Origin of the sequence: Deinococcus sp. AJ005 (assembly GCF_009017495.1) — a bacterium.
GTDB lineage: Bacteria > Deinococcota > Deinococci > Deinococcales > Deinococcaceae > Deinococcus.
Genome location: NZ_CP044990.1, coordinates 41,094 through 64,867, shown reverse-complemented (window position 1 = coordinate 64,867; position 23,774 = coordinate 41,094). Strand labels below are relative to the sequence as shown.

The 23,774-nt window shown below is 63.3% G+C and carries 19 protein-coding genes; 3 read left to right on the top strand and 16 right to left on the bottom strand.

What is annotated here, in order from left to right; translation table 11 throughout:
* Positions 1-83 precede the first annotated feature (83 nt).
* On the bottom strand, positions 84-2,927 hold the full coding sequence (locus tag DAAJ005_RS02375; protein ID WP_151845732.1) for a 2-oxoglutarate dehydrogenase E1 component: 2,844 nt from the start codon (positions 2,925-2,927) through the stop codon (positions 84-86).
* A gap of 113 nt (positions 2,928-3,040) precedes the next feature.
* Between DAAJ005_RS02375 and DAAJ005_RS02370 the strand changes: the two genes are divergently transcribed.
* Positions 3,041-3,280, top strand: coding sequence for a hypothetical protein (locus DAAJ005_RS02370; RefSeq protein WP_075830786.1), 240 nt, complete (start codon positions 3,041-3,043; stop codon positions 3,278-3,280).
* Between the two features lie 45 nt (positions 3,281-3,325).
* Here the strand turns inward: DAAJ005_RS02370 and DAAJ005_RS02365 are convergent, their stop codons facing one another.
* The 13 genes from DAAJ005_RS02365 to DAAJ005_RS19060 form a co-directional block, all read right to left on the bottom strand.
* A complete protein-coding gene (locus DAAJ005_RS02365) occupies positions 3,326-3,529 on the bottom strand; it encodes a YwbE family protein (protein WP_151848343.1) in 204 nt (67 codons plus the stop codon).
* Positions 3,530-3,531: 2 nt separating this feature from the next.
* On the bottom strand, positions 3,532-4,206 hold the full coding sequence (locus DAAJ005_RS02360; RefSeq protein WP_151845731.1) for an HAD family hydrolase: 675 nt from the start codon (positions 4,204-4,206) through the stop codon (positions 3,532-3,534).
* A 134-nt stretch (positions 4,207-4,340) separates the two neighbouring features.
* A complete protein-coding gene (locus tag DAAJ005_RS02355) occupies positions 4,341-5,243 on the bottom strand; it encodes a carbohydrate kinase family protein (protein WP_151845730.1) in 903 nt (300 codons plus the stop codon).
* Positions 5,240-6,085, bottom strand: a complete 846-nt coding sequence (locus DAAJ005_RS02350; protein ID WP_151845729.1) for a PIG-L deacetylase family protein — start codon at positions 6,083-6,085, stop codon at positions 5,240-5,242. Before DAAJ005_RS02350 ends, DAAJ005_RS02355 begins: the two co-directional genes overlap by 4 nt.
* Entirely contained in the window at positions 6,082-6,969 is an 888-nt protein-coding gene (locus DAAJ005_RS02345; protein WP_151845442.1) for a carbohydrate ABC transporter permease, read from the bottom strand. The genes DAAJ005_RS02350 and DAAJ005_RS02345 overlap by 4 nt, the downstream gene beginning before the upstream one ends.
* Before the next feature lie 133 nt (positions 6,970-7,102).
* Positions 7,103-8,023 (bottom strand): carbohydrate ABC transporter permease, encoded by a 921-nt coding sequence (locus DAAJ005_RS02340; RefSeq protein ID WP_075836886.1) that lies wholly within the window; start codon positions 8,021-8,023, stop codon positions 7,103-7,105.
* 269 nt (positions 8,024-8,292) lie between these two features.
* Positions 8,293-9,540 (bottom strand): extracellular solute-binding protein, encoded by a 1,248-nt coding sequence (locus DAAJ005_RS02335; RefSeq protein WP_151845728.1) that lies wholly within the window; start codon positions 9,538-9,540, stop codon positions 8,293-8,295.
* 68 nt (positions 9,541-9,608) lie between these two features.
* Positions 9,609-11,876 (bottom strand): NEW3 domain-containing protein, encoded by a 2,268-nt coding sequence (locus tag DAAJ005_RS02330; protein WP_151845727.1) that lies wholly within the window; start codon positions 11,874-11,876, stop codon positions 9,609-9,611.
* Positions 11,873-13,282, bottom strand: coding sequence for a lyase family protein (locus DAAJ005_RS02325; RefSeq protein WP_151845726.1), 1,410 nt, complete (start codon positions 13,280-13,282; stop codon positions 11,873-11,875). Before DAAJ005_RS02325 ends, DAAJ005_RS02330 begins: the two co-directional genes overlap by 4 nt.
* On the bottom strand, positions 13,272-14,291 hold the full coding sequence (locus DAAJ005_RS02320; protein ID WP_151845725.1) for an ROK family protein: 1,020 nt from the start codon (positions 14,289-14,291) through the stop codon (positions 13,272-13,274). The genes DAAJ005_RS02325 and DAAJ005_RS02320 overlap by 11 nt, the downstream gene beginning before the upstream one ends.
* A 380-nt stretch (positions 14,292-14,671) precedes the next feature.
* A complete protein-coding gene (locus DAAJ005_RS02315) occupies positions 14,672-14,968 on the bottom strand; it encodes a hypothetical protein (protein WP_151845724.1) in 297 nt (98 codons plus the stop codon).
* A gap of 183 nt (positions 14,969-15,151) precedes the next feature.
* On the bottom strand, positions 15,152-16,273 hold the full coding sequence (locus DAAJ005_RS02310; protein ID WP_151845723.1) for a M20 family metallopeptidase: 1,122 nt from the start codon (positions 16,271-16,273) through the stop codon (positions 15,152-15,154).
* A gap of 143 nt (positions 16,274-16,416) precedes the next feature.
* The gene (locus DAAJ005_RS19060; protein ID WP_226342527.1) at positions 16,417-16,743 is read right to left on the bottom strand and encodes a hypothetical protein; all 327 of its coding nucleotides are present in this window, start codon (positions 16,741-16,743) and stop codon (positions 16,417-16,419) included.
* 303 nt (positions 16,744-17,046) lie between these two features.
* Here DAAJ005_RS19060 and DAAJ005_RS02300 point away from each other — a divergent pair, with 303 nt between their 5' ends.
* Together DAAJ005_RS02300 and fumC are read left to right on the top strand one after the other, a co-directional pair.
* Positions 17,047-18,993, top strand: coding sequence for a S9 family peptidase (locus DAAJ005_RS02300; protein ID WP_151845722.1), 1,947 nt, complete (start codon positions 17,047-17,049; stop codon positions 18,991-18,993).
* A gap of 176 nt (positions 18,994-19,169) precedes the next feature.
* Positions 19,170-20,564 carry a class II fumarate hydratase gene (gene fumC, locus DAAJ005_RS02295; protein WP_151845721.1) on the top strand — a complete coding sequence of 465 codons (1,395 nt, stop codon included), beginning with the start codon at positions 19,170-19,172 and terminating at the stop codon, positions 20,562-20,564.
* A 166-nt stretch (positions 20,565-20,730) separates the two neighbouring features.
* On the opposite strand, the gene DAAJ005_RS02290 is transcribed toward fumC, so the two are convergent.
* Positions 20,731-22,809, bottom strand: coding sequence for an NPCBM/NEW2 domain-containing protein (locus tag DAAJ005_RS02290; protein WP_151845720.1), 2,079 nt, complete (start codon positions 22,807-22,809; stop codon positions 20,731-20,733).
* A gap of 609 nt (positions 22,810-23,418) precedes the next feature.
* Positions 23,419-23,634, bottom strand: a complete 216-nt coding sequence (locus DAAJ005_RS02285) for a hypothetical protein (RefSeq protein ID WP_151845719.1) — start codon at positions 23,632-23,634, stop codon at positions 23,419-23,421.
* Positions 23,635-23,774: the final 140 nt, after the last annotated feature.

Genomic DNA, 23,774 nt, shown 5'->3' with positions numbered 1-23,774 from the left:
AGGGATTTAAACCATGGAAGTCCCATCCAGAACGAAATAGGGCCGAAGCAGCATTCGCTCCGGCCCCATTCCTTATCCCCGGTTCAGCCCGGTTGCGCGGCTTCCTCGGCGATCTTCTCCTGCTCTTCCACAACTTCAGGATCGATCCTCTCGCCCAGTGCAGCGGCGATCACGGCGGCCTGTTCGCGGGCGTGGACGCTGGCGTATCCGGCGGCGGTACTGGCGCTGCGGGGGCGACTGGAGTGGCTCAGCACCTGACCGGGGGCCAGAACGCTTTCCAGATCTTCCCAGATCATCAGCCATGCGCCCTGATTTTCCGGTTCCTCCTGTGCCCACACCACCTGCGCGCCGGGGTGGCGGGCCAGCTCAGTCCGTAGCGCCTCGGCAGGAAAGGGGTAAAGCTGTTCCAGGCGAATCAGGGCGGTTCCGGCGTAGGCGTCCTGATCGGCGTCTCTGGCCTCCACCAGTTCCCAGTGCAGCTTGCCGCTGCTGATGACCACGCGGTGCGCGCCGGTCACGTCGTAATCCCCGATCACCTCGGAAAAACGGCCATCGGTGAAGTCGCTCAGCGGGTTCATGGCCTGCTTGTTTCGCAGCAGGCTCTTGGGGGTCATGATGATCAGCGGCTTGCGGTACGGGCGCAGCACCTGACGGCGCAGCAGGTGGAACATCTGGGCGGCGCTGCTGGGCACGACCACCTGCATGTTCTTTTGGGCACACAGTTGCAAGTAGCGTTCCAGACGGGCGCTGGAGTGTTCCGGCCCCGCGCCCTCGTAGCCGTGGGGCAGCAGCAGGGTCAGGCCGCTCAGGCGCAGCCACTTGCTCTCGCCCGCACTCAGGAACTGATCGATGACCGCCTGCGCGCCGTTGGCAAAGTCGCCGAACTGGCCTTCCCAGGCCACCAGCCCCTTGGGTTCAGAGGTGGAATAGCCGTACTCGAAGGCCATCACCGCCTCTTCCGACAGGGTGCTGTCGATGACCTCGACCTGCCCCTGATCGGGCGAGAGGTGCGCCAGCGCCATGTATTCCTCGTTCAGGGGATCATCGGCGTTCTGGTTGTGCAGCACGGCATGACGGTGAACGAAGGTCCCGCGCCCACTGTCCTGGCCCACCAACCGCACGCCATACCCCTCGTCCAGCAGGGTGGCGTAGGCCAGATTCTCGCCCATGCCCCAGTCCAGCGGCTGCTCGCCGCGTGCCATCGCCGCCCGCGCCTTCAGCACACGCTCGACGCCCCGGTGCGGCACGAAGTTTTTCGGCACGCTGGCCAATTTCAGGCCCAGCTCCTCCAGCTTCTCGCGGGGAACGGCAGTGGACACCTCGTCGCGCCAGTGGGTGCCCGTGTAGGCCGACCAGTCCACGGCCAGCTCACTCTGGGCCAGGTTTTCCATCTCGGTCACCACCGGCTCCCCGGCGTCGAGCTTGTCACGGAACCCATCGATCAACGCGTCGCCCTCGCCCGCGTCCAGAACGCCTTCCCCTTCCAGTTTGGCAGCGTAGATGGAGCGGGTGCCGGGGTGCTTGTCGATCTCGCGGTACATGATCGGCTGGGTCATGCGCGGCTCGTCGCCCTCGTTGTGGCCGTTGCGTCGGAAGGAAATCAGGTCGATGAACACGTCCTTGCCGAATTCCTGGCGGTAGGCCAGCGCCAGATCCCCGCAGAACACCACCGCTTCTGGATCGTCGCCGCTGACGTGCAGCACGGGGGCGTTGGCCACCTTGGCGATGTCGGTGCAGTAGCGGCTGCTGCGGGTGTCGCGCGGATCGCTGATGGTAAAGCCCACCTGATTGTTGATGACAATTCGGACCGCGCCGCCGGTGGCAAAGCCGCGCAGACGCGACAGGTTCAGTGTCTCCATGACGACGCCCTGCCCCGATACCGCCGCGTCGCCGTGGATGGTGATGGGCAGGACTGTCTTGCGCTCGGTGTCGCCGCGCCGATCCTGGCGGGCGCGCACGCTGCCGTGGACGACGGGCGAGACGATTTCCAGATGCGAGGGGTTGAAGGCCAGCGCCAGATGCATCGGCCCGCCGGGGGTGCGCACGTCGCTGGAAAAGCCCATGTGGTACTTGACGTCGCCGGCCACGTCCGGGTCGTCACTGAGCTTCTTCTTGCCGTCGAACTCGTCGAACAGCGACCTGGGCGACTTACCGAAGATATTGACCAGGGTGTTAAGGCGGCCCCGGTGGGCCATCCCGATCACCACTTCCTTGACGCCGTACACCCCGGCCTGCTGGATCAGGCGGTCCATCAGGGGAATAAAGCTCTCGGAACCTTCCAGACCGAAGCGCTTGACGCCGGGGTATTTGTTCTTAAGGTACAGCTCCAGCCCTTCTGCCGCGTTCAGTTTGAACATGATGCGGCGGCGCTCGTCGCGGCTGAAGGCGTAGCGCCCCTGCCCCTGCTGCTTCTCGATGCGCTCCTGGAACCACTTACGCTCGTTGGCGGGCAGGTAGTTGAATTCAAAGCCAATCGAGCCGCAGTAGGTGTCCTGAAGCTGGGCGATCACGTCGCGTAAAGACCCGTTGAATGGCCCCTCGCTGACCGTCTCGTTCAGGTCTGCCTCGGACAGGCCGTAGAACTCGGGCGTCAGTTCGGGGACCACGGGCTGACCGCGCATCTTGAGGGGATTGTTGCGGGCGCTGATGTGGCCGTACACGCGGTAGGCCGTGACCATCGCGCTGCCGGCCTGATGCGCGCCGCCGCCGCTGGGGGCCGGGGCTACGCCTCCCCGGCGGCTCTGGCCCAGCTCATAAAAGGCCTGCTGGACGGGCGAGTGCAGGGCCTCCTGGGTCCCGCCGCGCAACTCGTCAAAGTAGGCCCGCCACTCGGCGTCCACGCTTCCAGGGTCGGTCAGGTAGGTCTCGTACAGCCCCTCGATAAAGGCTGCGTTCCCGCCGGACATGATGGTCTGCCGCTGCGTCATAACGTGTCCAGCATACCCCGCTGCCGCCGCCGAAAGGTGCCTTGTGAGGCCCCCGCAAAGTGGGGGGAGGGGGGTTCCCATCCGGGTGACAGGCCAGCCCGTAAGATATGAGTATGAAAATCGTTTCCCGCATCGTTGTGGCGCTGGGCCTTGTCGTCTTTGTCGTCTCGCTGCTGCTGCTGGGCAAGGACGTGATCGACATCAACCAGCTTCACGCCGTGGCCAACGCCAACCGCTCCACCAGCTTTCCCAGTCCGCTGAACAACGTGTTGATCACCTATGCGCTGGCCGTGATCGGGGGCCTGTTGCTGGGGCTGGGCATTACGCTGCCACGTCGGCGGGCGCAGGGCTAAGGAAACTCTAAGGAAACTAGGCTCCAGAGGGTCCGTCCGGTTCGCTCAGCCGCCCGATTCAGCGTCCGCAAGAGCCTGAACGCGCCCCACTTCCCCGGTAGTCAGCCGGACCTTGATGCCGTGTGGGTGCGTGGCAGAGGAAGTCAACAGTTGCGCCACCACGCCGCGCGTCAGCTCTCCGCTACGCTGGTGGTGCTTCTGAACGATGTCCACATCCAGGCCAGGGCGAATGGCCGATCTGGGCGGCACACTCACGCCTGCCCGCCCAGCCGTCCGATCAGCGCGCGGGCCACAGTGGGCAGCGGCCCGGAAATGTCGGCGCGCATCAGCGGATTCTGGGCCTGACCGGGGCGTTCCACGAAAGCCGTGTGCAGTCCCGCCGCTTTGGCCCCTGCGATGTCCCAGCCGTGCGCCGCCAGCAGCCAGCTCTCGTGGGCATGTGCGCCTGTGCGCGACAGGCCGTATTCATACGCTGCCCGCCCCGGCTTGAGCATCTGGCCCGGGTCCACCGACACCGCGCCGTCCACCAGATCGGCAAAGCCCGCGTTTTCCAGTTGGGCGTCCAGCACGGCCTGCGGGTTGTTGGTCAGGCAGACCAGCCGCGCCCCACCCGCGCGTAGAATTTCCAGGCCCTCGCGGGTGTCGGGATGGGCCGGCAACATCCGCATACCCGTCGCCAGCTCGGCATGAAACTGCTGGGGCACGTCCTGACCGCGCGCCTCGCCCAGTGCGGTCAGGGCCGCCCCGCCCAGTGCCGGGAAATCACGGTATTCGCCCAGTACCGTCTGGGTCAGGGCCAGTTGCAGCAACAGGCCAAACCACTGCGATCTGGCCCCCGGATCACCGAAGGCCGTGAAGAACAGCCCGTCCAGTGCCGAGAGGTCCAGCAGCGTCTCGTTCATGTCCAGAAAGACGGTGGGGGTCATGGAAGGTAGGGTAACAGGCCAGGCGTTCACCCCACGTTGTTGTCAATGGTTCCGTTTGTTTCGTGTAGGAATCTGGACAGCTCGCAGAATGTTTCCAACACCTGCCAATCGGAGTCCTTAGCTTCCTGGCGACTTCAACCCTCTGGTACGAGGTAACGCCTGGGGCTGGTGGAAACAGCCGTGGACGCAACCTGCACCGCGAACTCAGCGGCGGCCTCTGTCCCCTCTGCGCGGCTGAGGGCATCCAGGTACGCGGCGTTCCAGATGTCACCGGCCCCGACAGTATCGCTGACCTGAATGGCCGGGGCCGCATGCGTGCTGACCTGTCCGCCGTGATGAAGCAAAACGCCCTCGGCCCCCCGCTTGATCACCAGGGTGCCGTCCGGGTGAAGATGGGAAGCGAGGCATTCCACGGCGCACCGCAGATCGGTCTCACCTGTCAGTGCCAGCGCTTCGAGGTCGTTGATCAGCAGATGGTGCGTCTGGGGCAGCCAGCACAGCACTTCCCGCCGCAATTCGGGGGTGTAGCCGCCATCGGGCCAGCCCATGTCGAGGGCCACCTGCGTTTCACTGCGCCCGAACCACGCCAATACTTCCGGGTACTCGCGGCGCAGGGCTGGCGTGAGGAAGCCCCCAGCCAGCAGGGCAAAACGGCTGGCTGGAACGTGGGGCCGCAGATTCGCCCACTCCAGGGCCGCCAGATGCCCCAACTGGGTGATAAAGGTCCGCTCGCCGTCCGAGTGGGTCACGGCGACAGTCACGGAGGTCGGGCCATCACAGGGAAGCCAGGTGACCTGCCCGGTGGGGAGCTGTTGCTGAAGCCACTTCCCGGCCAGATCATCGCCAGCCGTGCTGATCACGGCGTGGTCTGTGCCCAGCGCCGCACAGGCGGCGGCGGCGTTGCCAGCATTCCCGCCGACGCGCCACTGCAACTCCTCGACTAGCACTTCAGTGCCGCGCCCGGGCCAGCCGTCCAGGGGACCGAGAATCAGGTCCACGTTGATGTTGCCCAGGATGACCAGATCGCGCGGCGTCACGCAGGCCGCTCCGACTGTGCCGCAGGACGGAACTCGACATCCAGGCCCGCAAAGAGATCGTGCATGGGGTACTCGGGCACCGAGGAGCGAATCCCGCCCAGGCTGAAGGTCTCACTCTCCATCAGTGGGGCGAACTGCTCGTCGCTGAGAGTACCCAGCGTACTCAGCGGACCCGTCTGGGTGCGGTGAGAGAACAGGGCGGCCCGCTTCTGTGCCGCATAGGCGCGGATGTCGATCCGGGCGGCGATGGTGCAGTCGCAGACCGCGTAAGTTTCCGGCTCCAGCCCCTCCAGCACGCCCAGAGAACGTCCACTCTGGAGGCGCATCATTTCCTCACGGCTCTGGACCGTGTAAAAGAGACGCTGAACGCGCACCTGCCGGAACCCGCTGCTGGCGTAGGCGGCGGTGGCGACGCGGTGGGCGATCAGGTGGTCAGGATGGCCGTACATGCCGTGTGGGTCGAAGGTCAGCATAATTTGAGGGTGGGTGGCCTCGATCACTTCCAGAATCTGGCGTTCCATCGCCGTCAGGTCGGCGTTGATGGTGGCCAGGGGATCGTCGCGGCGAAGCCGGTCACCCCGCCCACTGTCATGGTAGCCGAGAAAAACGGGGGGGTGGATGCCCAGCGCAAGACAGGCATCTTTGAGTTCCTGCTCCCGCTGGGTGGGCAGATCGACGGTGCCCAGAGTGGGGTCCGTGTTGCGTCCCGCCTCACCGCGGGTCAGGCAGATCAGGTGAACCTGAACGCCGCGTGCGGCATACAGCGCCAGCGCTCCACCGCAGCGCAGGGCCTCATCGTCGGGATGGGCGAAGACGGCCAGCAGAGACGCCGGGGCGCTCATCCCTTCATCCCGGTCAAAACAATGCCCTCGATAATCTGCTTCTGGAAGATGGCGAACACGATCAGCACCGGAATCACCGCCAGACTGCTGGCCGCCATGATCAGCCCCCACTGCGTTCCCGCCTCCCCGTTAAACAGCGCGGTGCCCACTGGCAGCGTGCGGAACTCCGGTCTCTGGATCACGATCAGCGGCCACAGGAACGCGTTCCAGTTGCCCAGAAAGGTGAAGATGGCCAGACTGGCCAGCGCCGGGCGAACCAGCGGCAAAGCGATCCGCCAGAAGATTCCGAACTCGCTCATGCCGTCGATGCGCGCCGCTTCCAGCAGGTCATCGGGCAGCGTCTCAAAGAACTGCCGCATCAGAAAGACCCCGAACGCACTCATCAGGCCGGGGAACATGATCGCAAAGTAGGCTCCCGGCACACTCCCGGTCAGGTGGATGTCGCTGACCCCCACGAACCACGGGATAACCAGCATCTCGGTGGGGATCATCAGCGTGGACAGGATCAGGATGAAGATGAGGTTCTTGCCGGGAAAGTCGAACTTGGCCAGGGTGTAGCCCACCATCGAGTCGAAGAACAGCACGGTGGCGGTGGTGACCCCGGCCACCAGCAGGCTGTTGCCGAACCACTGGATGAACTTGGTTTCCAGCAGGACCTGGCGGTAGTTGTCCAGGGTGGGCGATTCGGGCAGAAAGCTCAGGTTGAACAGTTCCTGAAAGCTCTTGAGGCTGGTCAGGAGCATCCACATGAAGGGAAACAGCGTGACCACGATGCCCACGGTCAGCACGAGGTAGGCCAGCAGCATCGGCGTGTTGAGGCGGCGCTGCGGGCGAGGATCGCCCGCCGTTTCACGGGTGTCAGGTTTGTCCAGTGTCGTGGTCATACAAACTCCGATTGGAAGGTGTTGGAAACACCTGAAAATCTGAGCGAAGCGAGTAGGAGACAAACGGGTTCCGGGCGTGGAGTTAACGAACCGGAGCTGTCCCGGTTTGTTAACGAAACAGACGGAATCCGTATCATAGGTCATACCGCCGGGTCAGGAAGCGCAGTTGGAACAGGGTGATGGCCAGGATGATCAGGAACAGCACCACCGTGATGGCCGAGGCATACCCCATCTGGAAGCGTCCGAACGCGATCTGATAGATGTACAGCGCCACCGTCATGGTGCTGCCCAGCGGTCCCCCCTGATCGGTGAAGTTCAGGTTGACCACCTGCGTGAACAGTTGCAGGTAAGAAATGGTCCCGGTCACCACGCTGAACACGATGGTGGGATTGAGCAGCGGCCAGGTGATCTTCCAGAACGCCTGGGTGCCGTTCGCACCGTCGATCTCGGCAGCCTCGTAATAACTGCGGGGAATGGCCGACAACCCGGCCAGGAACAGCACGATCTGAAAGCCCAGGTTCTGCCACACCACCAGCGCCGCCGTGGTGGCCAGCGCCTGATCCGGGGAGTTGAGAAAGTTCTGCGGGGTGATGTGCAGCCAGATCAAAAAGGTGTTGACCGGACCGAATTGCGGGCTGAACAGCCACTGCCAGACCCACGCGGCGGCCACGATGGGGGTGACGTAGGGGGCGAAGTACAGCGCCCGGAACAGCCCGCGCAACGCGATGATCTTGTTCAGGAGCAGGGCCACGATCAGTCCCAGCGCGATCTGCGCTGGGACGCCGATGACGGTGTACAGCGCGGTGTTCCGCAGCGCTTGACCGAACTTCTCGTCGGCGAACAACCGCTGATAGTTCTCGGTGCCGACGAAGGGCTGGGTGTCTTTGAGGATGTTCCAGTCGAACAGGCTCAGCCGCAGGGCAGAGAGGGTGGGCAGGAAACGCACGATCAGGTAGAAGATCAGGGGGACCAGCAGGAAGGTGTAGGCCGTGCGGGTCTGGTGCCGCCGCATCGAGCCGCCCCGCCGCGCTTTGGGAGGCGCGGTCACGGTCATAAATGGCCTCGTGGGCCAGTGGATCTGGTCATCTTTACCTCTGATACGGACTCCGATTAAAAGGTGTTGGGAACACCTGTAATCCGAGCGGAGCGAGAAGGAGAAAAACGGGTTCCGGACGTGGAGGACAGGAATCGGCGCTGTCCCAATTCCTGTCCGAAACAGACGGAATCCGTAAGAAACGAAGTCGACGGAGAGCCAAAAATTTCCGCGCCTCCACATCACTTCCGCTTCTCTGGAAAGTATTGCAGACGCGCGGAACTCAGGACTTACTTGTAGTAGCTGTTGAGAATCTTCTGCTCGTCGGCGGCGGCCTGCTTGACGGCGTCGGCAGGCTTGGCCCCCTTCAGCAGAACGGTGTTGATCGCGTCCACCCAGGCTTTGCGCTGTCCGGCCTCATCCACGAATACGGTGGAAGACGCGTAGGGCAGGCTGGCAATGAACGGCCCATAGACCGGGTCTTTGAGCAGGCTGGGATCGGCAGCCAGACTGCGGCTGGCGGGAATCTCTCCCACGTTTGCCAACCAGTAGCGCTGGGTTTCAGCGCTGGTCAGGAACTTCAGAAACTTCACCGAGGCGTCGAGCTTGTCACCCTTGGCGTTCTTGGTGATGCCGTTGACCCAGTAAGACCCGAAGTTGTCTTTCTCATTGGGATTGCTGGCCAGCACGGGCAGCGTCGTCACGCCCCAGTCGAACTTCGCGCCATCCTTGATGGTGTTGATGGCAAATGAGCCGTCGATGATCATGCCCACCTTGCCCGCGATGAAGGCGTCGCGGTAGCTGTTGTTGCCAGGGAAGAAATTGGGCACGCCCAGCTTGTACTTGGTTTGCAGATCGGTGTAGAAGGTCATGGCCTTGGCCCCCGCCGCGCTGTCATAGGTGGCGGTCTTGCCGTCCTTGCTGTAGGGCTGGCCGCCAAACTGACGCACCAGCACTTCACGCAGGACGTGGTAATCCTGGCCGTCGGGCTGGATGCCGAAGCCCAGCGTGGTGTAGCGGGGGGGCGTGCCCTTGACGATCTTCTGACCGTCTGCGATCAGTTCTTCCCAGGTTTTGGGCGGCTGGGCGATTCCAGCCTGCTTGAAGAGGTCTTTGTTGTAAAAGATGGCCAGCGTGCGGACAGAGGTGGGCAGGGCGTAATACTTGCCGTTCATCTTGGAAGTCTTCACCATCGGTGCGTAGGTGCTGTCGATGGTGGCCGTCGGGAAATCCTTGACTGGAAGCTGCTGAAGGTACCCAGCGTCCACATACTGGGGGAGCCAGCCATAATACAGGTTGACCACATCCGGTCCCTGTCCGGCAGGAACGCTGGAAGCGACTTTCTGACTATAGGCGTCGTACGGGAAGGTTTCCTGCTTGATCTTGATGTCGGGGTTGGCGGCCTCGAACTTCTTGATCAGATCGTTCATGGCGCTGACCTTACTGGCATAGTCGTACTGCCAGTAGGTCAACGTGACGGGCGCGGCGGAGGCGGAAGCGAGCGAGAGGCCGAGGGCCAGTGTCAGTAACTTTTTCATGGTGAACTCCTGTTGTTTTGAGATGGAGAGGTTGGGAAGGGGGTGGAGGGTATTGACTTGCCTAGCGTTTACTTACCCAGCGTGACGCGTGGCCACAGGTAAGGCAGCGCCTGCTTGCCGCCCCACGAGAACGAGGCCCATGCCAGCCCGCTCTGGCTGATGTTGGCGCCCACGCGGGCGTCGGCCTGATCGCCGTCGTACATCACCAGATTCAGGCCAATCGTGTCGCCCGCTTTGGGCACCTTGGGCATGGCGGCCCAGGGCAGGCGGAACTCGATGTCATAGCCGCCGTCCACCTTCTTGGAGGCCACCTGCATACCGGGGGCCGTTTCTTCCATCACGCCCTGGTTGGCGTCGGCGTCGCGGAAGCCGCGCGCTCCGAAGCCGTCCGTGGTGCAGGGAAAGGCCGCCGCCTGCATGGTGGTGCCGGTGTCCTTGCTGTCGCCGCTGGGATCGACGGTGATGCCAATCGCATCCGAGCGGAGCTGAGCCTTGATGTCGTCCGGGGCGATGTTGCAGGCCACCAGCTCATCCTTGACGTTCATGCCCACGTACAGGTACGTGTCGTCATAACCGAGTTTGAACTTGGCGCTGGCGTCCGCCGCGTTGTCGGGCTTGGTCCGCCACCACAGGTCTTCCGGGCCGATCTGGCCGTCTGCGCCCGCCGACATGTCGCCCAGATCACCGTCGATCACGGGCGCTTTGCTCAGGCGCGGGATGGTCAGACTGGGCAGGACGTAGGCATTGGCCGTGTCGGTGAAGTTACCAGTGCTGAGGCTGACGGGCAGCAGGGCACTCTGGCGTCCGGCGGGCAGCGCGGCGGCCACAGCTTCCATCTGGAAGGTCAGCGTCTTGCTCTGTCCGGCGGCCAGTTGATAGGCCGTATCGCCCGACAGCGTGACGCCAGCGGGCATCTTCAGGTCCACCTTGCCGTTCACGGCGGCCTTGCTGCGGTTGGTCACCGTCACGTTCACGGGGGTCTTCTGCCCCAGCGCCAGTGCCAGTCGGGTGGGCAGCGAGCCGATGACCCAGTCGGTGCCGGTCTGTCGGGCGAAGTCCTGATACGCGGCGACATCAAAGGTGGGGGCGAAGGTGGCGACAACGGCGGGCAGCGGGCGCACGAAATTACCGGCGCGACCCGTGATGGCCTGGCCGTCCTGCGCGGCGCGGTAGCTGCCCGTCACTTCACTGCGCTGGGCCGCCGCATTCGCCGGAGCCGTGACCTGGAAGGTGGCGCTGGCCGACTCGCCGGGCTTCAGGGTCCTGGCCGCTGGGGCCGCTGAAACTTTCCAGCCGTCCGGCGCGTTCAGGGCCAGCGTGACGCCGGTCATGTCCTTGCTGGTGGTGTTGGTCAGTTTGACGGTCACGGGGGCGGCCTGTCCCGCACCGATGTCATAGGCGGCGGGCTGCACTTCCAGCTTCACACCAGCAGGAGAGGAACCGCTGGCCGTGAGTGCGCCGCCCATCAATGAGGTTTCCTGGGCCGGGGTGGGCACGCGCGAGGCCACCAGCATGAACGATTCCGGGTTAGAGGTCTTGGCGGGCAGCGTGGAGAAGGTGTCCCAGCCCTGCGAGCGGTAGTTGAACTGCGCGACGTTCTTGAGGTCCGAGTAGCGAATCCGGGCGGTGCGCGACACGTCGTCGGTGGGAATCTTGACGGTGGCGTCCTCAGCGCTGTTGGGGTAGTAGTACAGCTTGAGAGGCGTGAAGACCTGCAAGCCCTCTTTAAGCTGTTCCGGGCAGGTGGCCGGATCGCCCGCCGTGGCGTAGGCCAGCGTGGCGGCGCGGGCAGCCATCTGGTGCTGGCCGTGCGTGCCGGGGCCAGGCCACATGGTCACGAGAACTTCGGGACGGCGCAGGCGCACCAGCCGCACCACATCGCACACGAAGGCCGGGCCGCCCCACTTGGCCAGGGTTTCCTCGGCGGACAGCGTGAAATAGAAGTCGCGCAAGCCCAGGAAATGCGGGCTGTTGACGCCCAGCATCGCCAGCGAGCGGCGTTCCTCCTCCTCGCGGATCAGACCCAGGGCGCGGCCTGTTTCACGGCCCGTGGCGTTGCCGCCGCCCTCGCCGCCGGTCAGGGTGACCACCGTGCCCTTGTAACCGCCGTCCAGCAGGTAGCGAGCCAGGATGCCGCCCACGCCACCATCGTCGTCCGGGTGCGCGCCGATGAACATCAGGTCGACGTCCATCAGGTCCATGCCGCTGACCGTGCCGCCGTAGCTGCCAGGGCCACTCTGGATGGGGTTGGGGGCGGCAGGCGCAGAGGTGGTCTGCGCGCTGGCCGCACCAATGAGCAGGGAAAGCATCAAGCTGGATAAGTACCGTTTCTTCATAAAGAACCTCCTTCAAGGTGTGTGCGGGCATTCATAAATCGGGTAGTGAGGCTGGCGTGGTGGGTGTAATCAATGTCAAGCCGTTCACGGGCCGCCGCAATTTCCCCGGCCATCACCGAGGGGGCAGGGCCGCCAAAGGTGGTACGCCGGGCGATGAATTCTGCCGGGTTCAGGGCACTTCGTACCTCGGCTTCCGGCAAGTCCAGTCCAACTGCGGCCAGATCGGCGGCGGTCAGGGTGCTGACGGCGCGGCCCTGGGTATGCAGGTGGTCCAGCAGCGTCTTGACATGGGCGTGGGCTTCGCGGAACCCACATTCCGTATGCCGGGCGATCACGTCGGCCAGTTCGGTGACCACCGATTCGCCCTGTTGCGCTTCCCTCAACCATTCCTCGCGGTTGAGGGTGGGGTTGGTCAGCGAGGCGATCAGCAGTTCCAGACCGTCGCGGAAGTCGTGCCACATGCTGGTCAGCGGGGGCTGCATGTCCGGGCCGGGATCGTTGATGTCCCCAAACGGAACATTGTGGCTGGAGATGATCACGCTCTGGGTCACGCCGATGGCCTTACTGAACTTGGTGCGGGCGTGTTCCAGCGCTACCGGATTGCGTTTCTGCGGCATCACGCTGCTGCCCTGCACCAGACCATCGGCCAGTGACAGCAGCCCACGCGAGGCCCAGAACAGCAGGTCATACAACACGCGCGACAGCGTGGTGGACACCACCGTGATCACGCTGGCGATCTCCACCTGCCAGTCGCTGGCACTCACAGCGTCGTAGGTGTTCTCAATGGGCCGGTCAAAGGCCAGCAACTCTGATGTTCGTGTCCGGTCAATTGGGAAGCTGGTGCCGCCCAGCGCCACCGCGCCCATCGGACTGATGTTCAGGTGCGTCATGGCCCCCAGCATCCGCATGGTGTCGCGGGCCAGCACGTTTTCCACCGCCGTCAGGTAGTGCGCCAGCGTGGTGGGCTGGGCGGGCTGGTGATGCGTGTACGCGACGATCACGGTGTTGATCTCGCGTGCGGCGAGGTCCAGCAGGGTGCGCCGCAGCCGCAGCACCCGCTCCATCGCCCGCATCAGGCGCAGCCGGGCACTCAGGCGGTAGATGGTCATGTCCAGATCGTTGCGGGACAGCGCCGTTCGCAGCGCCCCCGCCGCATCCACGTCGCGGGCGGCCAGCTCACGGTCCAGCGTGAAGAACACGTCCTCGACGCTGGGATCGTAGGCCGGAAAAGGCTGACGGCGGATCTCGCGCAGCAGGCTGGCCGCCTTGCCCGCGTGGGCCACCCCGCAGCCGTCCAGCATCAGGGCGTGCGCGCTCAGGGCATCGAAGAGGTGGGGCAACAGGTGTTCGCTGGCGTAGTCGTAATCGGGCTGCAAGACCACCCTCAGGTACGTGTCATGCCACATCGGGTTTCTCCCTTCCCAAGTCTTCCACACGCGCCAGCAGGTGTTCGTGCGCCTGTTGCCGGGCCAGCAGGGCCGCGCCGCGCAGGACGGCGTCCCCCACATCCGGCAGCAGATGGATGGTAATCGACAGGTCCAGCAGCACGCTCAGCTTGTCCTGCAACGCAGTAGCACGGTCTTTCGGCATGCCGAGAACGACGTGTTGCAAGTCGAGGGTATGGACGAGTCCGGCCAGCATGAACGCCGTGGCCTCCAGGCGTTCGGGGCTGGGCAGGCTTTCCAGCGGCTCCGCACCAAGGGGGCCGGGCCAGCGCGAGCGCCCGATTTCTCCGGCGCGTCCGTGCATCCCCCGGTAGAGTTCGCCGCCCAGCAGCAGGCCCATCCCTGTGCCGCTGGGCCGCTCGACCAGCACCGCAACGTGACTCCAGCCAGGAGTCTCGCGGGTGGCAGCCAGCGCAACGAGGTTCGCATCGTTTGCAAAGGCGTAGGTCACCCCGGCGGCGTCCAGGAAAGCCGTGACACGCTGCACGTCGAGGTGGTGTGTGACATTGGGTTCCCGAACGCGGCCCTGCGGATCGACGGGCGCTGGAAGGCCGATCAGGACGTGGCAGAGCGGCCCGTAAGCCGCATCGGCCAGTGCCCCAGCAAAGACGTCCAGAAGCGCGTCGGTGAGATCCGCTTCAGCGCAATCGACCTGCTGTTTTCTGGGAGCGCCGCCCGCCAGACCGCTGAGCTGGGTGTAGATCTGGGTGGGCTGGAGATCGACGGCCAGGATCGCGCCCACCTGCGGGCGCAACTCTACCCGCTGGGGGGTGCGGCCCACGCCCTGATCGGATGACATGGACAACTGGGCGATGCCGTGATTCAGCAACTCCTGGACCACGACGTTGACGGTGACCTTAGAGAGACCTGTCTGATCGGCAAGCTGCGGGCGTGTCAGCCCACTTCCTGAAAACAACAATTGTGTGACGGCACGGCGGTTAAGACGCCGAAGCTCACGCGGCTGACCCATTGCATCTCCTAGATAAGAAACTTTATTAACGATTGAATTCACTGTACACCTGTGCTTCTAAAAAAGCAACGTTCCCGCGCATCCTCCTTCCACACGGCATTTCCACCTACAATCAGACAGGCGCAGGGAGGAGAGCATTCACGCTCCCCTCCAATCATTCACCTGCTTTCTCTGTGGACACGCCGATCTAGATGGCAGTGACACGTCGCAGGGCGCAAGTACTCTCAGGTGTAGTTCACACCCCCTGCACCCAGCCTCTCTTCTGAAACAGCGTCACCTCACTGTTAGAGATCACACTGTTCAACCGCTCGAAACCGCCCATTGGCAAGACCGACGGGTTGCTGGCCTGATCCAGCGGCTGAGGTCCAGCGGTCAGGTCGTCAGTCTTCCCACTCGCTCACGGGCACAAATTCCACGCCGTCCCCGGTGGTGGACAGCACCTGATAGCGGTTGTTGAACTGCACCACCAGTTCGCCCCGGTCCAAATGCTGCGGCGAGATCACCGGCTTGCGGAACACATAGTTGCCGTCGTCGTCGATGCCGATGTGCGCGCCCTTGGTAAAGCGGAATTCGACGATCTCGCCGTGCCGGACGGTACGCACACGGACGCGGAAGGTCTGGGCATCGTCCTGCTTGACGTTGGGGTTGGCGGGCGGTTTGCGGAACAGGTTGAACATGTAACCTCCTGGCATAGGCGGAAAGGGGACGGCAGACAACCTCAGCTCATACGGATTCCGCTTAATTCCTTAAACCTTCGGGAAAGCGCCGAAGATTTAATCCATACGTAGAACCCGTCTTCTTTGCTGCTCGCGTCCGCTCGGATTGCAATGTTTTTGCAAACCTTTCAATCGGAATCCGTATCAGACCTCTTGCAGCAGGCGGGTCAGCAGGCGCACATGGTCCGGCCAGCGGTCCAGACGGATGTGTTCGTGGCTGGCGTGCGCGCCGTCGCCGGGTGCGCCCAGGCCATCCAGCGTGGGCGAGAGCGGCGCGGTGAAGTTGCCGTCGCTGCCGCCGCCCACAGATTCGTGGCCCAGCGTGAAGCCCAGGCTCTGCGCAGCGGTCTGCGCCTGCTCGAACAGCCCCAGGCTGCCGTCGCCCTGCTCGAAAGGGGGACGGTTCAGGCCGCCCAGAATGGTCAGCTTGACGCGTGGATCGTCCGGGGTCAGGGCCTGCACCGCCGCCGTGATGCGCTCGGCCTCGGCCAGTGTGGAAACCCGCAGATCAATGTCCAGCACGCACTCGGCGGGCACCACGTTGACGGCGCTGCCCCCCCGGATCAGCCCGACGCTGATGGTGGTGCCGATCTCCGGGCGAGCCAGGGCCTGAACTTCCAGCACGGCCTTCGCGGCTGCCGTAATGGCGCTGGCTCCCTCCTCCGGCTTGTTTCCAGCGTGGCTGGCGACGCCCTGGAAGTGCAGCGAGAAGTGGCCGGTGCCCTTGCGCCCGGTCTTGAGGTTGTGGCTGTCGGCCACCGGGGGTTCCACCACCAGCACGGCGCGGGCATTGCGGGCGGCGGTCTCGATGTACGCGCGGCTGCTGGCACTGCCCGTTTCCTCGTCCGGCGAGAGCAGCACCTGCACGCCGCCCCTGGGCCACTGGTGGTTCAGGGCACGCAGCGCATGAAACAGGCCGACGATTCCGGCCTTCATGTCATAGGTTCCGGGGCCGTACAGGCGGTCTCCATCCTCGCGCCAGGGCATCGTTTGCAGCGTGCCGTGCGGCCAGACGGTATCGGCGTGGGCCAGCACCAGAATCGGCTGTTCGTCATAGACGGTCCCGAAGTTGAACAGGCGGGTGCCGCCGGGCAGCGCGTGCGTTTCCGCGCCCAGATCGAGTGCCCAGTGTTCGACTACGTCCATGACTCGGCAGATCGCCGCCAGATCGGTGGACGGCGACTCGATGTCCACCAGGGTTCGCAGGTCGCTGAGCATGGCCTTAAGGTCAGGTTGCAGGTCAGATCGAGCAGATGGGGATGACATGCCCTCATGCTACCCCGGCCCAGGCGGACACAAAAAAACCGTATGCCATAGCCACGCCAGGAAAAAACCTCCAACCTTGGGTTGGAGGTCTGATCCGTTCTCGCTGAACTGTGACGGCCAGCTTGGGCTTGCTGGCCTGCGCCTCAGGTCAGCAGGGCGAGTTGCTGGGCCGTGACCATGACCTTCGAGCGGCCTTTGAGGTACAGGTCATGCACCACTTCCTTGCCGAAGATGCGGCTCAGGTGCGTGCTGGTCACTTCCAGGGTGCGTTCGCGGCCCGGCTCGGTACCGATTTTGAGCCGGACGATGCTGGTGGTGCCGGGAACCCAGGTACACAGCATGTCCTGTAACGCGGCGGGCGTCTGGACGGGTCTGGACTGGATGGATTTGGTCTGGGGGCGGGCCGATGGCAACGCGGCATTGGGTGTGGGCTTCTGGACTCGGTTGGAAAGGGGTTGAGGGGCAGTCATGGTGGGCCTCCGGAAAAAACGAGGATCAATGTGGGGTGCCTTGACCTGCTGGCAGCGGCCCTGGCTCCGGGATGACCTGCCACGAATGACGAGAAACAACGTCAACGGTGTGACGCCACGTCGCAAAACGGGGCCGTGTCTGAACAGGTGGAGCCGGTGGTGCCGGTATGTCTAGTCTAACTGATGACCTTCTGACCGCCAGGAGCTTTGTCCCAATTGGTCTTGACCATTTCGTCATGAATACTCCCTGAGCGAGAGTAAAAATCGCGTGTCGCAGCCGTGGAAGGGGCTATCCTGAAGCCCATGTCCAATCCAATACCCGGCCCCGATAGCCTGCTCGCCCTGGCCTTTCCCTCCGATCCACAGATCAGCCCGGACGGACAGCGCGTCGCCTTCGTGCTGGCGCGGGTGGAAGAGGAAGACCCCCAGAAACCGGATAAGGAATTTGCGAAGCCGCGCTACAAGACCCACCTGTGGCTCAGTGACGGCGGCCCGGCAACGCAGCTCACCCAGGGCGAGGGCCGCGACAGCTCGCCGCGCTGGTCCCCGGACGGGGCAACGCTGGCCTTCGTGCGTGCCAGTAAGGGACAGGGTGGACAGCTTCATCTGCTGCCAGTGAACGGCGGCGAGGCCCGGCCCGTGACCGAATTCAAGGGGGCCGTGCAGGACCTGCAATTCAGCCCCGACGGGCGTTCTCTAGCCTTTCTCAGCACGGGCGACGACGAGGACAAACGCGACGAACGCGGCGAGGCCCGCGTGATCACCCGCCCGCGCTACCGCTTCAATGGGCGCGACTGGCTGCCCGAACGCCCGGCCCGGTTGTGGCACTACGACATCGGAGCCGACAAATTGAGCGAATGGCATGCGCCCGAAACTGAGATCAACAGTTACGCCTGGCAGCCAGATTCGGGCGGCGTGCTGTTCGTCTCCAGCACCGACGAACTGAGGGCCACCCAGGGCCAGCAGGAGGTCTACCGCCTGCCCCTGAACGGCACACCCGAACAGGTCACACACTGGAATTCGGGCATCGGGACGCTGATTCTGCACCCGGACGGGGGACGATTCGTGCTGGTGGGCCGCCCCGAAGGCAAGGGCAGCCCGGAAAACAGCCACCTGTTTCTGGTGGAGGCAGACGGCTCGTGGCGACGCCTGGACGAGCAGCACGATCACGGCGTGGGCAACATGGTGGGCGGCGACTGCCATGTGGGGGCGCTGCCCGAAAAACCCGTCTGGTTGGACGACAAGACTTTGCTGTTCTCCAGCACGGTGCGTGGCAGTTGCGGCCTGTTCCGGGTCACGCTGGACGGCAAGGTCACGGCGCAGGACCATGACGCTCAGGCCGTCATTCCGTCCTTCACGGCATCTGGCAGCAGCGTGGCGCTGATTCGTGAGCGGGCTGACCGTTTCCCCGAAGTGGAGTTGAACGGCAAGACGGTGACGGCCCTGCATGACCGCCTGACCTTCCCGGTCCGCACACCAGAGCGCGTGACCTTCCAGAACGAACTGGGCGAGGGCGAGGGCTGGGCGCTGCTGCCGGAGGGCGAGGCGAAGGTTCCCGCCATCCTGACCATTCACGGCGGCCCGCACACCGATTACGGCCACGCCTTCATGCACGAATTCCAACTGTTCGCGGCACGGGGTTATGGCGTGTGCTACAGCAATCCACGCGGCAGCGCAGGCTATGGGCAGGCGTGGGTGGATGAGATTCACGGGCGCTGGGGCGGCCCTGACATGGACGATCTGATCAACTTCTTTGACCGCTGCCTGGAAGCCTGCCCGCGCCTGGACGGCAGCCGCAGCGCCGTGATGGGCGGCAGCTACGGCGGATTCATGACCAACTGGATCACAGGGCACACCACGCGCTTTCAGGCGGCGATTACAGACCGCAGCATCTGCAATCTGCTGTCCTTTGGCGGCACTTCAGACATCGGGCTGCGTTTCTGGGACGACGAACTGGGTCTGAACTTCCACCGCCGCGCCGACGCCCTGAAGCTGTGGGACCTCAGCCCGCTGCAATACGTAGAGGACGTGAAAACCCCCACGCTGATCGTGCATAGCGTGCTAGACCACCGCTGCCCCATCGAGCAGGCTGAGCAGTGGTACGCCGCGCTGACCCTGCATGGCGTCCCGGCGCGCTTCGTGCGCTTCCCGGAGGAAAACCACGAGCTGTCCCGCGCGGGCCGCCCGGACCGCCGGATCAAGCGACTGGAGGAATACCTGGGCTGGCTGGAGCAGTGGCTAAAGGAGTAGAGCGGTTCTCCTGAACATGGGCCTGCATTCGTCCCCCTCTTCATTGAGGGGATTTTTTGGCCACCACATTGCTGTGAAGTCGATCAAACGCTGGTAAAGAGGGGGCGGCGCGAAACAAACGAGGAGGAGATTCTCATCCGCTGCGCCTGATGCACAGGCTGCTCTAAACTGCCCTCATGACCCAAACCCGCAAGGAATCCGACACGATGGGCACGCTGGACGTCACCGCAGACCGCTACTGGGGCGCGCAAACCGAGCGCAGCATCCACAACTTCCCAATTGGCCGCGACACCTTCATCTGGGGCCGCCCAATCATCCGCGCGCTGGGCATCCTGAAAAAGGGCGCGGCGCAGGCCAACGCCGAACTGGGCGAACTGCCGCAGGACGTGGCCGATCTGATCGTGCAGGCCGCCGATGAAGTGATCGCCGGGAAACTGGACGATCACTTTCCGCTGGTGGTCTTCCAGACCGGATCGGGCACCCAGAGCAACATGAACTCCAACGAGGTCATCAGCAACCGCGCCATCGAGATCGCGGGCGGCGAGATGGGCAGCAAAAAGCCGGTGCATCCCAACGATCACGTCAACCGGGGCCAGAGCAGCAACGACACCTTTCCCACCGCCATGCACATCGCTGTGGTGCTGGAACTGAATGAGCGGCTGTACGGCGACGTGGGCAAGCTACGGGACACGCTGCACGCCAAGGCCGAGGAGTATGCCGGGCTGGTCAAAGTGGGCCGCACGCATCTGCAAGACGCCACCCCCATCACGCTGGGCCAGGAAATCGGCGGCTGGGTGGCGCAACTGGATTACGCCCTGGCCGAAGTGCGCCACGCCGGGGAAGGCTTGCTGGATCTGGCGATTGGTGGAACAGCGGTGGGCACGGGCCTGAACGCTCACCCACAGTTTGGCGATCTGGCCGCGAAGAAGTACGAGGCCGAGACGGGCTTTGCCTTCCGCAGCGCCGAGAACAAGTTCGCCGCCCTGAGCGCCCACGACGCCTTGGTACAGACCTCCGCCGCGCTGCGGACGCTGGCCGGGGCGCTGATGAAGATGGCCAACGACGTGCGCTGGCTGGCCAGCGGCCCGCGCAACGGCATCGGCGAGATCACCATTCCCGAGAACGAGCCGGGCAGCAGCATCATGCCCGGCAAGGTCAACCCCACGCAGAGTGAAGCGCTGACAATGGTGGCGACGCGTGTGTTCGGCAACGACGCCACGGTTGCCTTCGCCGGATCGCAGGGCAACTTTCAGCTCAACGTGTTCAAGCCGGTGATGGTCCACGCCGTACTGGAAAGCATCCGCCTGATCAGCGACGCCTCGCTGGCCTTCAACGACAACTGCGCGGTGGGGATCGAGCCGAATTTGGAGAAGATCAAACACAATCTGGACATCAACCTGATGCAGGTCACGGCCCTGAACAAGCACATCGGCTACGACAGGGCAGCGGCTATTGCCAAGAAGGCGCACAAGGACGGCAGCAGCCTGAAAGAGGCGGCGGTGGGCCTGGGCTACGTGACGGACGAGGAGTTTGACGCCTGGGTGGTGCCGCTGGAGATGACGCGGAACTGAACGTCCTGATCACTGGCCCTGATTCACCTGGAATGTAGCTGAGGACGCGCCGCATGAAGGGTCAGGATCAGGGCAGTCAGCCAGAACAAAAAGGAGACCTGCCGGGCATGGCAGGTCTCCTCTATTGGCCTCTCCAATCAGGCAGAGAGTTGGCTGAGATAACGGCTCAGTTGGGTCCCATGCTCATGCCAGCGGCGCGGAACTTGTTCTGCCACATCTGGAACTCCTGCTTCTCGGTGTCCATCGTCACTGCGCCGGACCAGGAGGCGTTGTTGTAACAGGTGTTGGAGCAGTCGGCGAACCAGGTGTTGTTGAGCCAGGTGCTGTTGTTGGCATTGACGCGGGTCCAGCCGATCACGTTGTCGTGAACCGTGTTGTTAAACCAGGTGTTGCTGCCCTTGCCGTTCATGACGTCCCAGACGTAGATCCCGACGTTCTGGGCCTTGTTGATCTCGCCGGTAGGCAGGCGTCCACTCGACAGGATACGGTTGTTAAACACGTTGTGATCATGCCCGCCCGCGATGCCAATCCCCTGGTTGGAGGTGCTGACGATCTGGTTGTTGTAGACATCGACGTAACCGCCCGCCTCGCCCAAATTGCCCACCGGACCGTCACCCAGCATGATGCCGCCGCCGGAATAAGCACCGTCCGTGGCCGCCTTGATGGCGAACGCCCCCTGGATGTAGTTGTCGTGGATCTGCATCCGGCTTCCGGCAGTGCCGCTGGTGGAATACAGGTTGATGTTCTCTTCCAGAGAGCTGAGGCCCGGCTCGTTGATGACCTGGTTCCAGGCGATCTCCATGCCCGGCACATTTTGCACCTTGGCGATCTGCGCGAACTGGACATAATACCGATCGCCGTTGTACCCACCGTTGCCGTCACTCTTGCGGCCATCGATATTCTTGGCCTTGTTACGCAGGATCTTGATGGTCTGCCCATCGCCCTTGCCGTAGAACTGATTAACGTAGATCCCCGAGGTGCCTTCCAGGTAATTGTTCTCCACACGGAGGTTATAGACTTCCTCGGCAGCGATGAAGCGCCCAGCATGTCCGCCGTAGACATTAGGGTTCATGCCGTAGCCGTTGGAGTTGCGGACCGTCAGGTTGACCTTCCAGCCGCGAATCAACTCGCCGCGTCCGCGCAGGTTGGAGCCTTCGATCACCACGGGGTCTGAAGTCTGGATGAGGACCGCAGGCACATTGGGATTCATGCTTTCCCAGTTGCCCCGGTAGGTGCCGCCCTTGGTAATCACAAACGGACCGCTGTAATTCACGTTGCCGGACGGAGGTGTGGGCGCAGGCGGAGTGGGTGCAGGGACTGGAGTGGGTGCAGATGCAGGTGCATTGATCTCGCAAGATTTCGTCGTGCCATAGGCCGGATCGTTGCCGAAGAACCCGTTGGTGCATTGGCCACTGGAGGTGACGTCTTTTACGATCCACGCGGTGCCAGCGCCGTATCTGACCCTTTGCGTTCCGCTGACAGAGAAAGACTCACCCTCGCCGGCGATCCTGGTCCAAGTTGCAGGTGCGGGCGCAGGTGCGGGGGGAGTCGGCGTCGGGACGGGCGCAGGAACAACGGCCCCGGCTGCGTTGCAATCCACCAGAATGGCTCCGCCCCAGTCGGCGTGATCGTAGTAGTTGTTGTCGCCCGCGTCGGTGACCATCAGCTTGAGTTCCTTACGGCCCGCGATGTCGACGTTGACGGTCTTTGTACCGTCCGCGCCGGTCATCTTCCCACTGTCGAACAGTTTGACGCCGTCTGCGTACACCTGGAACACCACGCTGCCCTGGTTGCCCACCTCGTCATCAATACCCACGTCGCTGATAAAGCGCTTGCATTTACCACCCAGATTGAAGGTCATCGAGGAATTGGCATGCACCCCAAACCCACTGTCATACTTCTTGCCGTTCACGGCCAGCATGCGCCCGTCTCTGGCCCCGGATTCACCATTGCTCATGTTGCGCTCGATCGGTCCGTACCCGCTGGTGGCCGCCGTCCACGCCTCGCCGCTCAGCATGTTGTTGCCGGTGTTGATCGTCAGCGCCTTCATCCTGGCCACCTCGGCTTCCATGCCCACCAGACCGTTGTCAGGAGAAACCCAGGAGTGATCCGTGCCGTCATAGACGAACTGGCTGCCGCTTTGCTCGTCGGCCTGGGGCGCGGCGGTCTGCTGCGAACAGGCAGCCAGGGTCAGGGTCAGGGCGAGGGCGGTCAGAGACAGGGTTGAGCGGGGGGAGTGAGACATGGTGGTTTTCCTCTGTGAAGACGTTGGGGGGCGGGTGACTTGATCGATTCAGGTTCAGGAAAGGTGCTGTTGGTCCTGAACAAGCTGTCTCTGGAGACCAAAGTCGGGCCGGGCGTGGGCGGCGAGCTACCAGAAAATAGAAGTTGAATCGGCTTACTGGAGGGCTGCCGCCGTGCTTGCACAGTTACCTTAACCAAATCTTATTAGAGGAATCTGCAAACCAGTCTCTTAAATCCACTCTCATGTCACTCATGCACTCAGGGCGGCCCCTGAAACGCACCATTTCAAAAGCCGACAGGCAAGTGCAAAATATTCACAAACAGACGTGGTGGCACTGTGTTTCCGGGCACTGGATTCGCTGATTTCATGGGGCAGCATGAGTGCCGGGTCAGACTGCATGATGGGTGAAGCCTTCTCATCTGGGCGTCCAGGAATGGCCATCTGCCAACCAGACCACCAGAAGCTGAAGCCAGAACCAGCCTGGCAGCCAGGAAAGATGCAACCTTCAAGCAAGTCGTTCAAACAAATGGACTGTCCCAGCCGATCTCTGGACCCTGATGGGCAAGATTGGCTGGGACAGTCGGAGTGCGCTGAAGCGCGGTCTGGGCTTCAGGCCACAGACTTACGAGTCATACCGTCCACAGCAGCGTCGCCCATCCAGGCATTGACCTGAAGGTTGGGGCTGACTCTGGGAACCACGGTGCCCTCGAACGGCACAGTCCAGCGTTCACCCCTGATACTCCTGATGAGGACCGAGACGGCCAGCGCCACCAGCAGGCACAGCGCAACAGCGGCGGGCAACAGCGCGAGCATCAACAGGGTCATGCGTCACTGTGCAGCCTGACGGCTGACCAGTTTATGACAGAGATTTACGAAGCATAAAATAAAGATGAGTTTTTCACGCCGTTGCTTTAAAAGTGTGGGGGATCAGGGCTTCACCCCTCCTGGATGTATGAAATTTTGTA

Excerpts from the sequence above, each read along its gene's own strand:
- DAAJ005_RS02375 (WP_151845732.1), bottom strand. The coding sequence starts at position 2,927 with ATGACGCAGCGGCAGACCATCATGTCCGGCGGGAACGCAGCCTTTATC.
- DAAJ005_RS02370 (WP_075830786.1), top strand. The coding sequence starts at position 3,041 with ATGAAAATCGTTTCCCGCATCGTTGTGGCGCTGGGCCTTGTCGTCTTT.
- DAAJ005_RS02360 (WP_151845731.1), bottom strand. The coding sequence starts at position 4,206 with ATGACCCCCACCGTCTTTCTGGACATGAACGAGACGCTGCTGGACCTC.
- DAAJ005_RS02350 (WP_151845729.1), bottom strand. The coding sequence starts at position 6,085 with ATGAGCGCCCCGGCGTCTCTGCTGGCCGTCTTCGCCCATCCCGACGAT.
- DAAJ005_RS02345 (WP_151845442.1), bottom strand. The coding sequence starts at position 6,969 with ATGACCACGACACTGGACAAACCTGACACCCGTGAAACGGCGGGCGAT.
- DAAJ005_RS02340 (WP_075836886.1), bottom strand. The coding sequence starts at position 8,023 with ATGACCGTGACCGCGCCTCCCAAAGCGCGGCGGGGCGGCTCGATGCGG.
- DAAJ005_RS02335 (WP_151845728.1), bottom strand. The coding sequence starts at position 9,540 with ATGAAAAAGTTACTGACACTGGCCCTCGGCCTCTCGCTCGCTTCCGCC.
- DAAJ005_RS02330 (WP_151845727.1), bottom strand. The coding sequence starts at position 11,876 with ATGAAGAAACGGTACTTATCCAGCTTGATGCTTTCCCTGCTCATTGGT.
- DAAJ005_RS02325 (WP_151845726.1), bottom strand. The coding sequence starts at position 13,282 with ATGTGGCATGACACGTACCTGAGGGTGGTCTTGCAGCCCGATTACGAC.
- DAAJ005_RS02320 (WP_151845725.1), bottom strand. The coding sequence starts at position 14,291 with ATGGGTCAGCCGCGTGAGCTTCGGCGTCTTAACCGCCGTGCCGTCACA.
- DAAJ005_RS02315 (WP_151845724.1), bottom strand. The coding sequence starts at position 14,968 with ATGTTCAACCTGTTCCGCAAACCGCCCGCCAACCCCAACGTCAAGCAG.
- DAAJ005_RS02310 (WP_151845723.1), bottom strand. The coding sequence starts at position 16,273 with ATGTCATCCCCATCTGCTCGATCTGACCTGCAACCTGACCTTAAGGCC.
- DAAJ005_RS19060 (WP_226342527.1), bottom strand. The coding sequence starts at position 16,743 with ATGACTGCCCCTCAACCCCTTTCCAACCGAGTCCAGAAGCCCACACCC.
- DAAJ005_RS02300 (WP_151845722.1), top strand. The coding sequence starts at position 17,047 with ATGTCCAATCCAATACCCGGCCCCGATAGCCTGCTCGCCCTGGCCTTT.
- fumC (WP_151845721.1), top strand. The coding sequence starts at position 19,170 with ATGACCCAAACCCGCAAGGAATCCGACACGATGGGCACGCTGGACGTC.
- DAAJ005_RS02290 (WP_151845720.1), bottom strand. The coding sequence starts at position 22,809 with ATGTCTCACTCCCCCCGCTCAACCCTGTCTCTGACCGCCCTCGCCCTG.
- DAAJ005_RS02285 (WP_151845719.1), bottom strand. The coding sequence starts at position 23,634 with ATGACCCTGTTGATGCTCGCGCTGTTGCCCGCCGCTGTTGCGCTGTGC.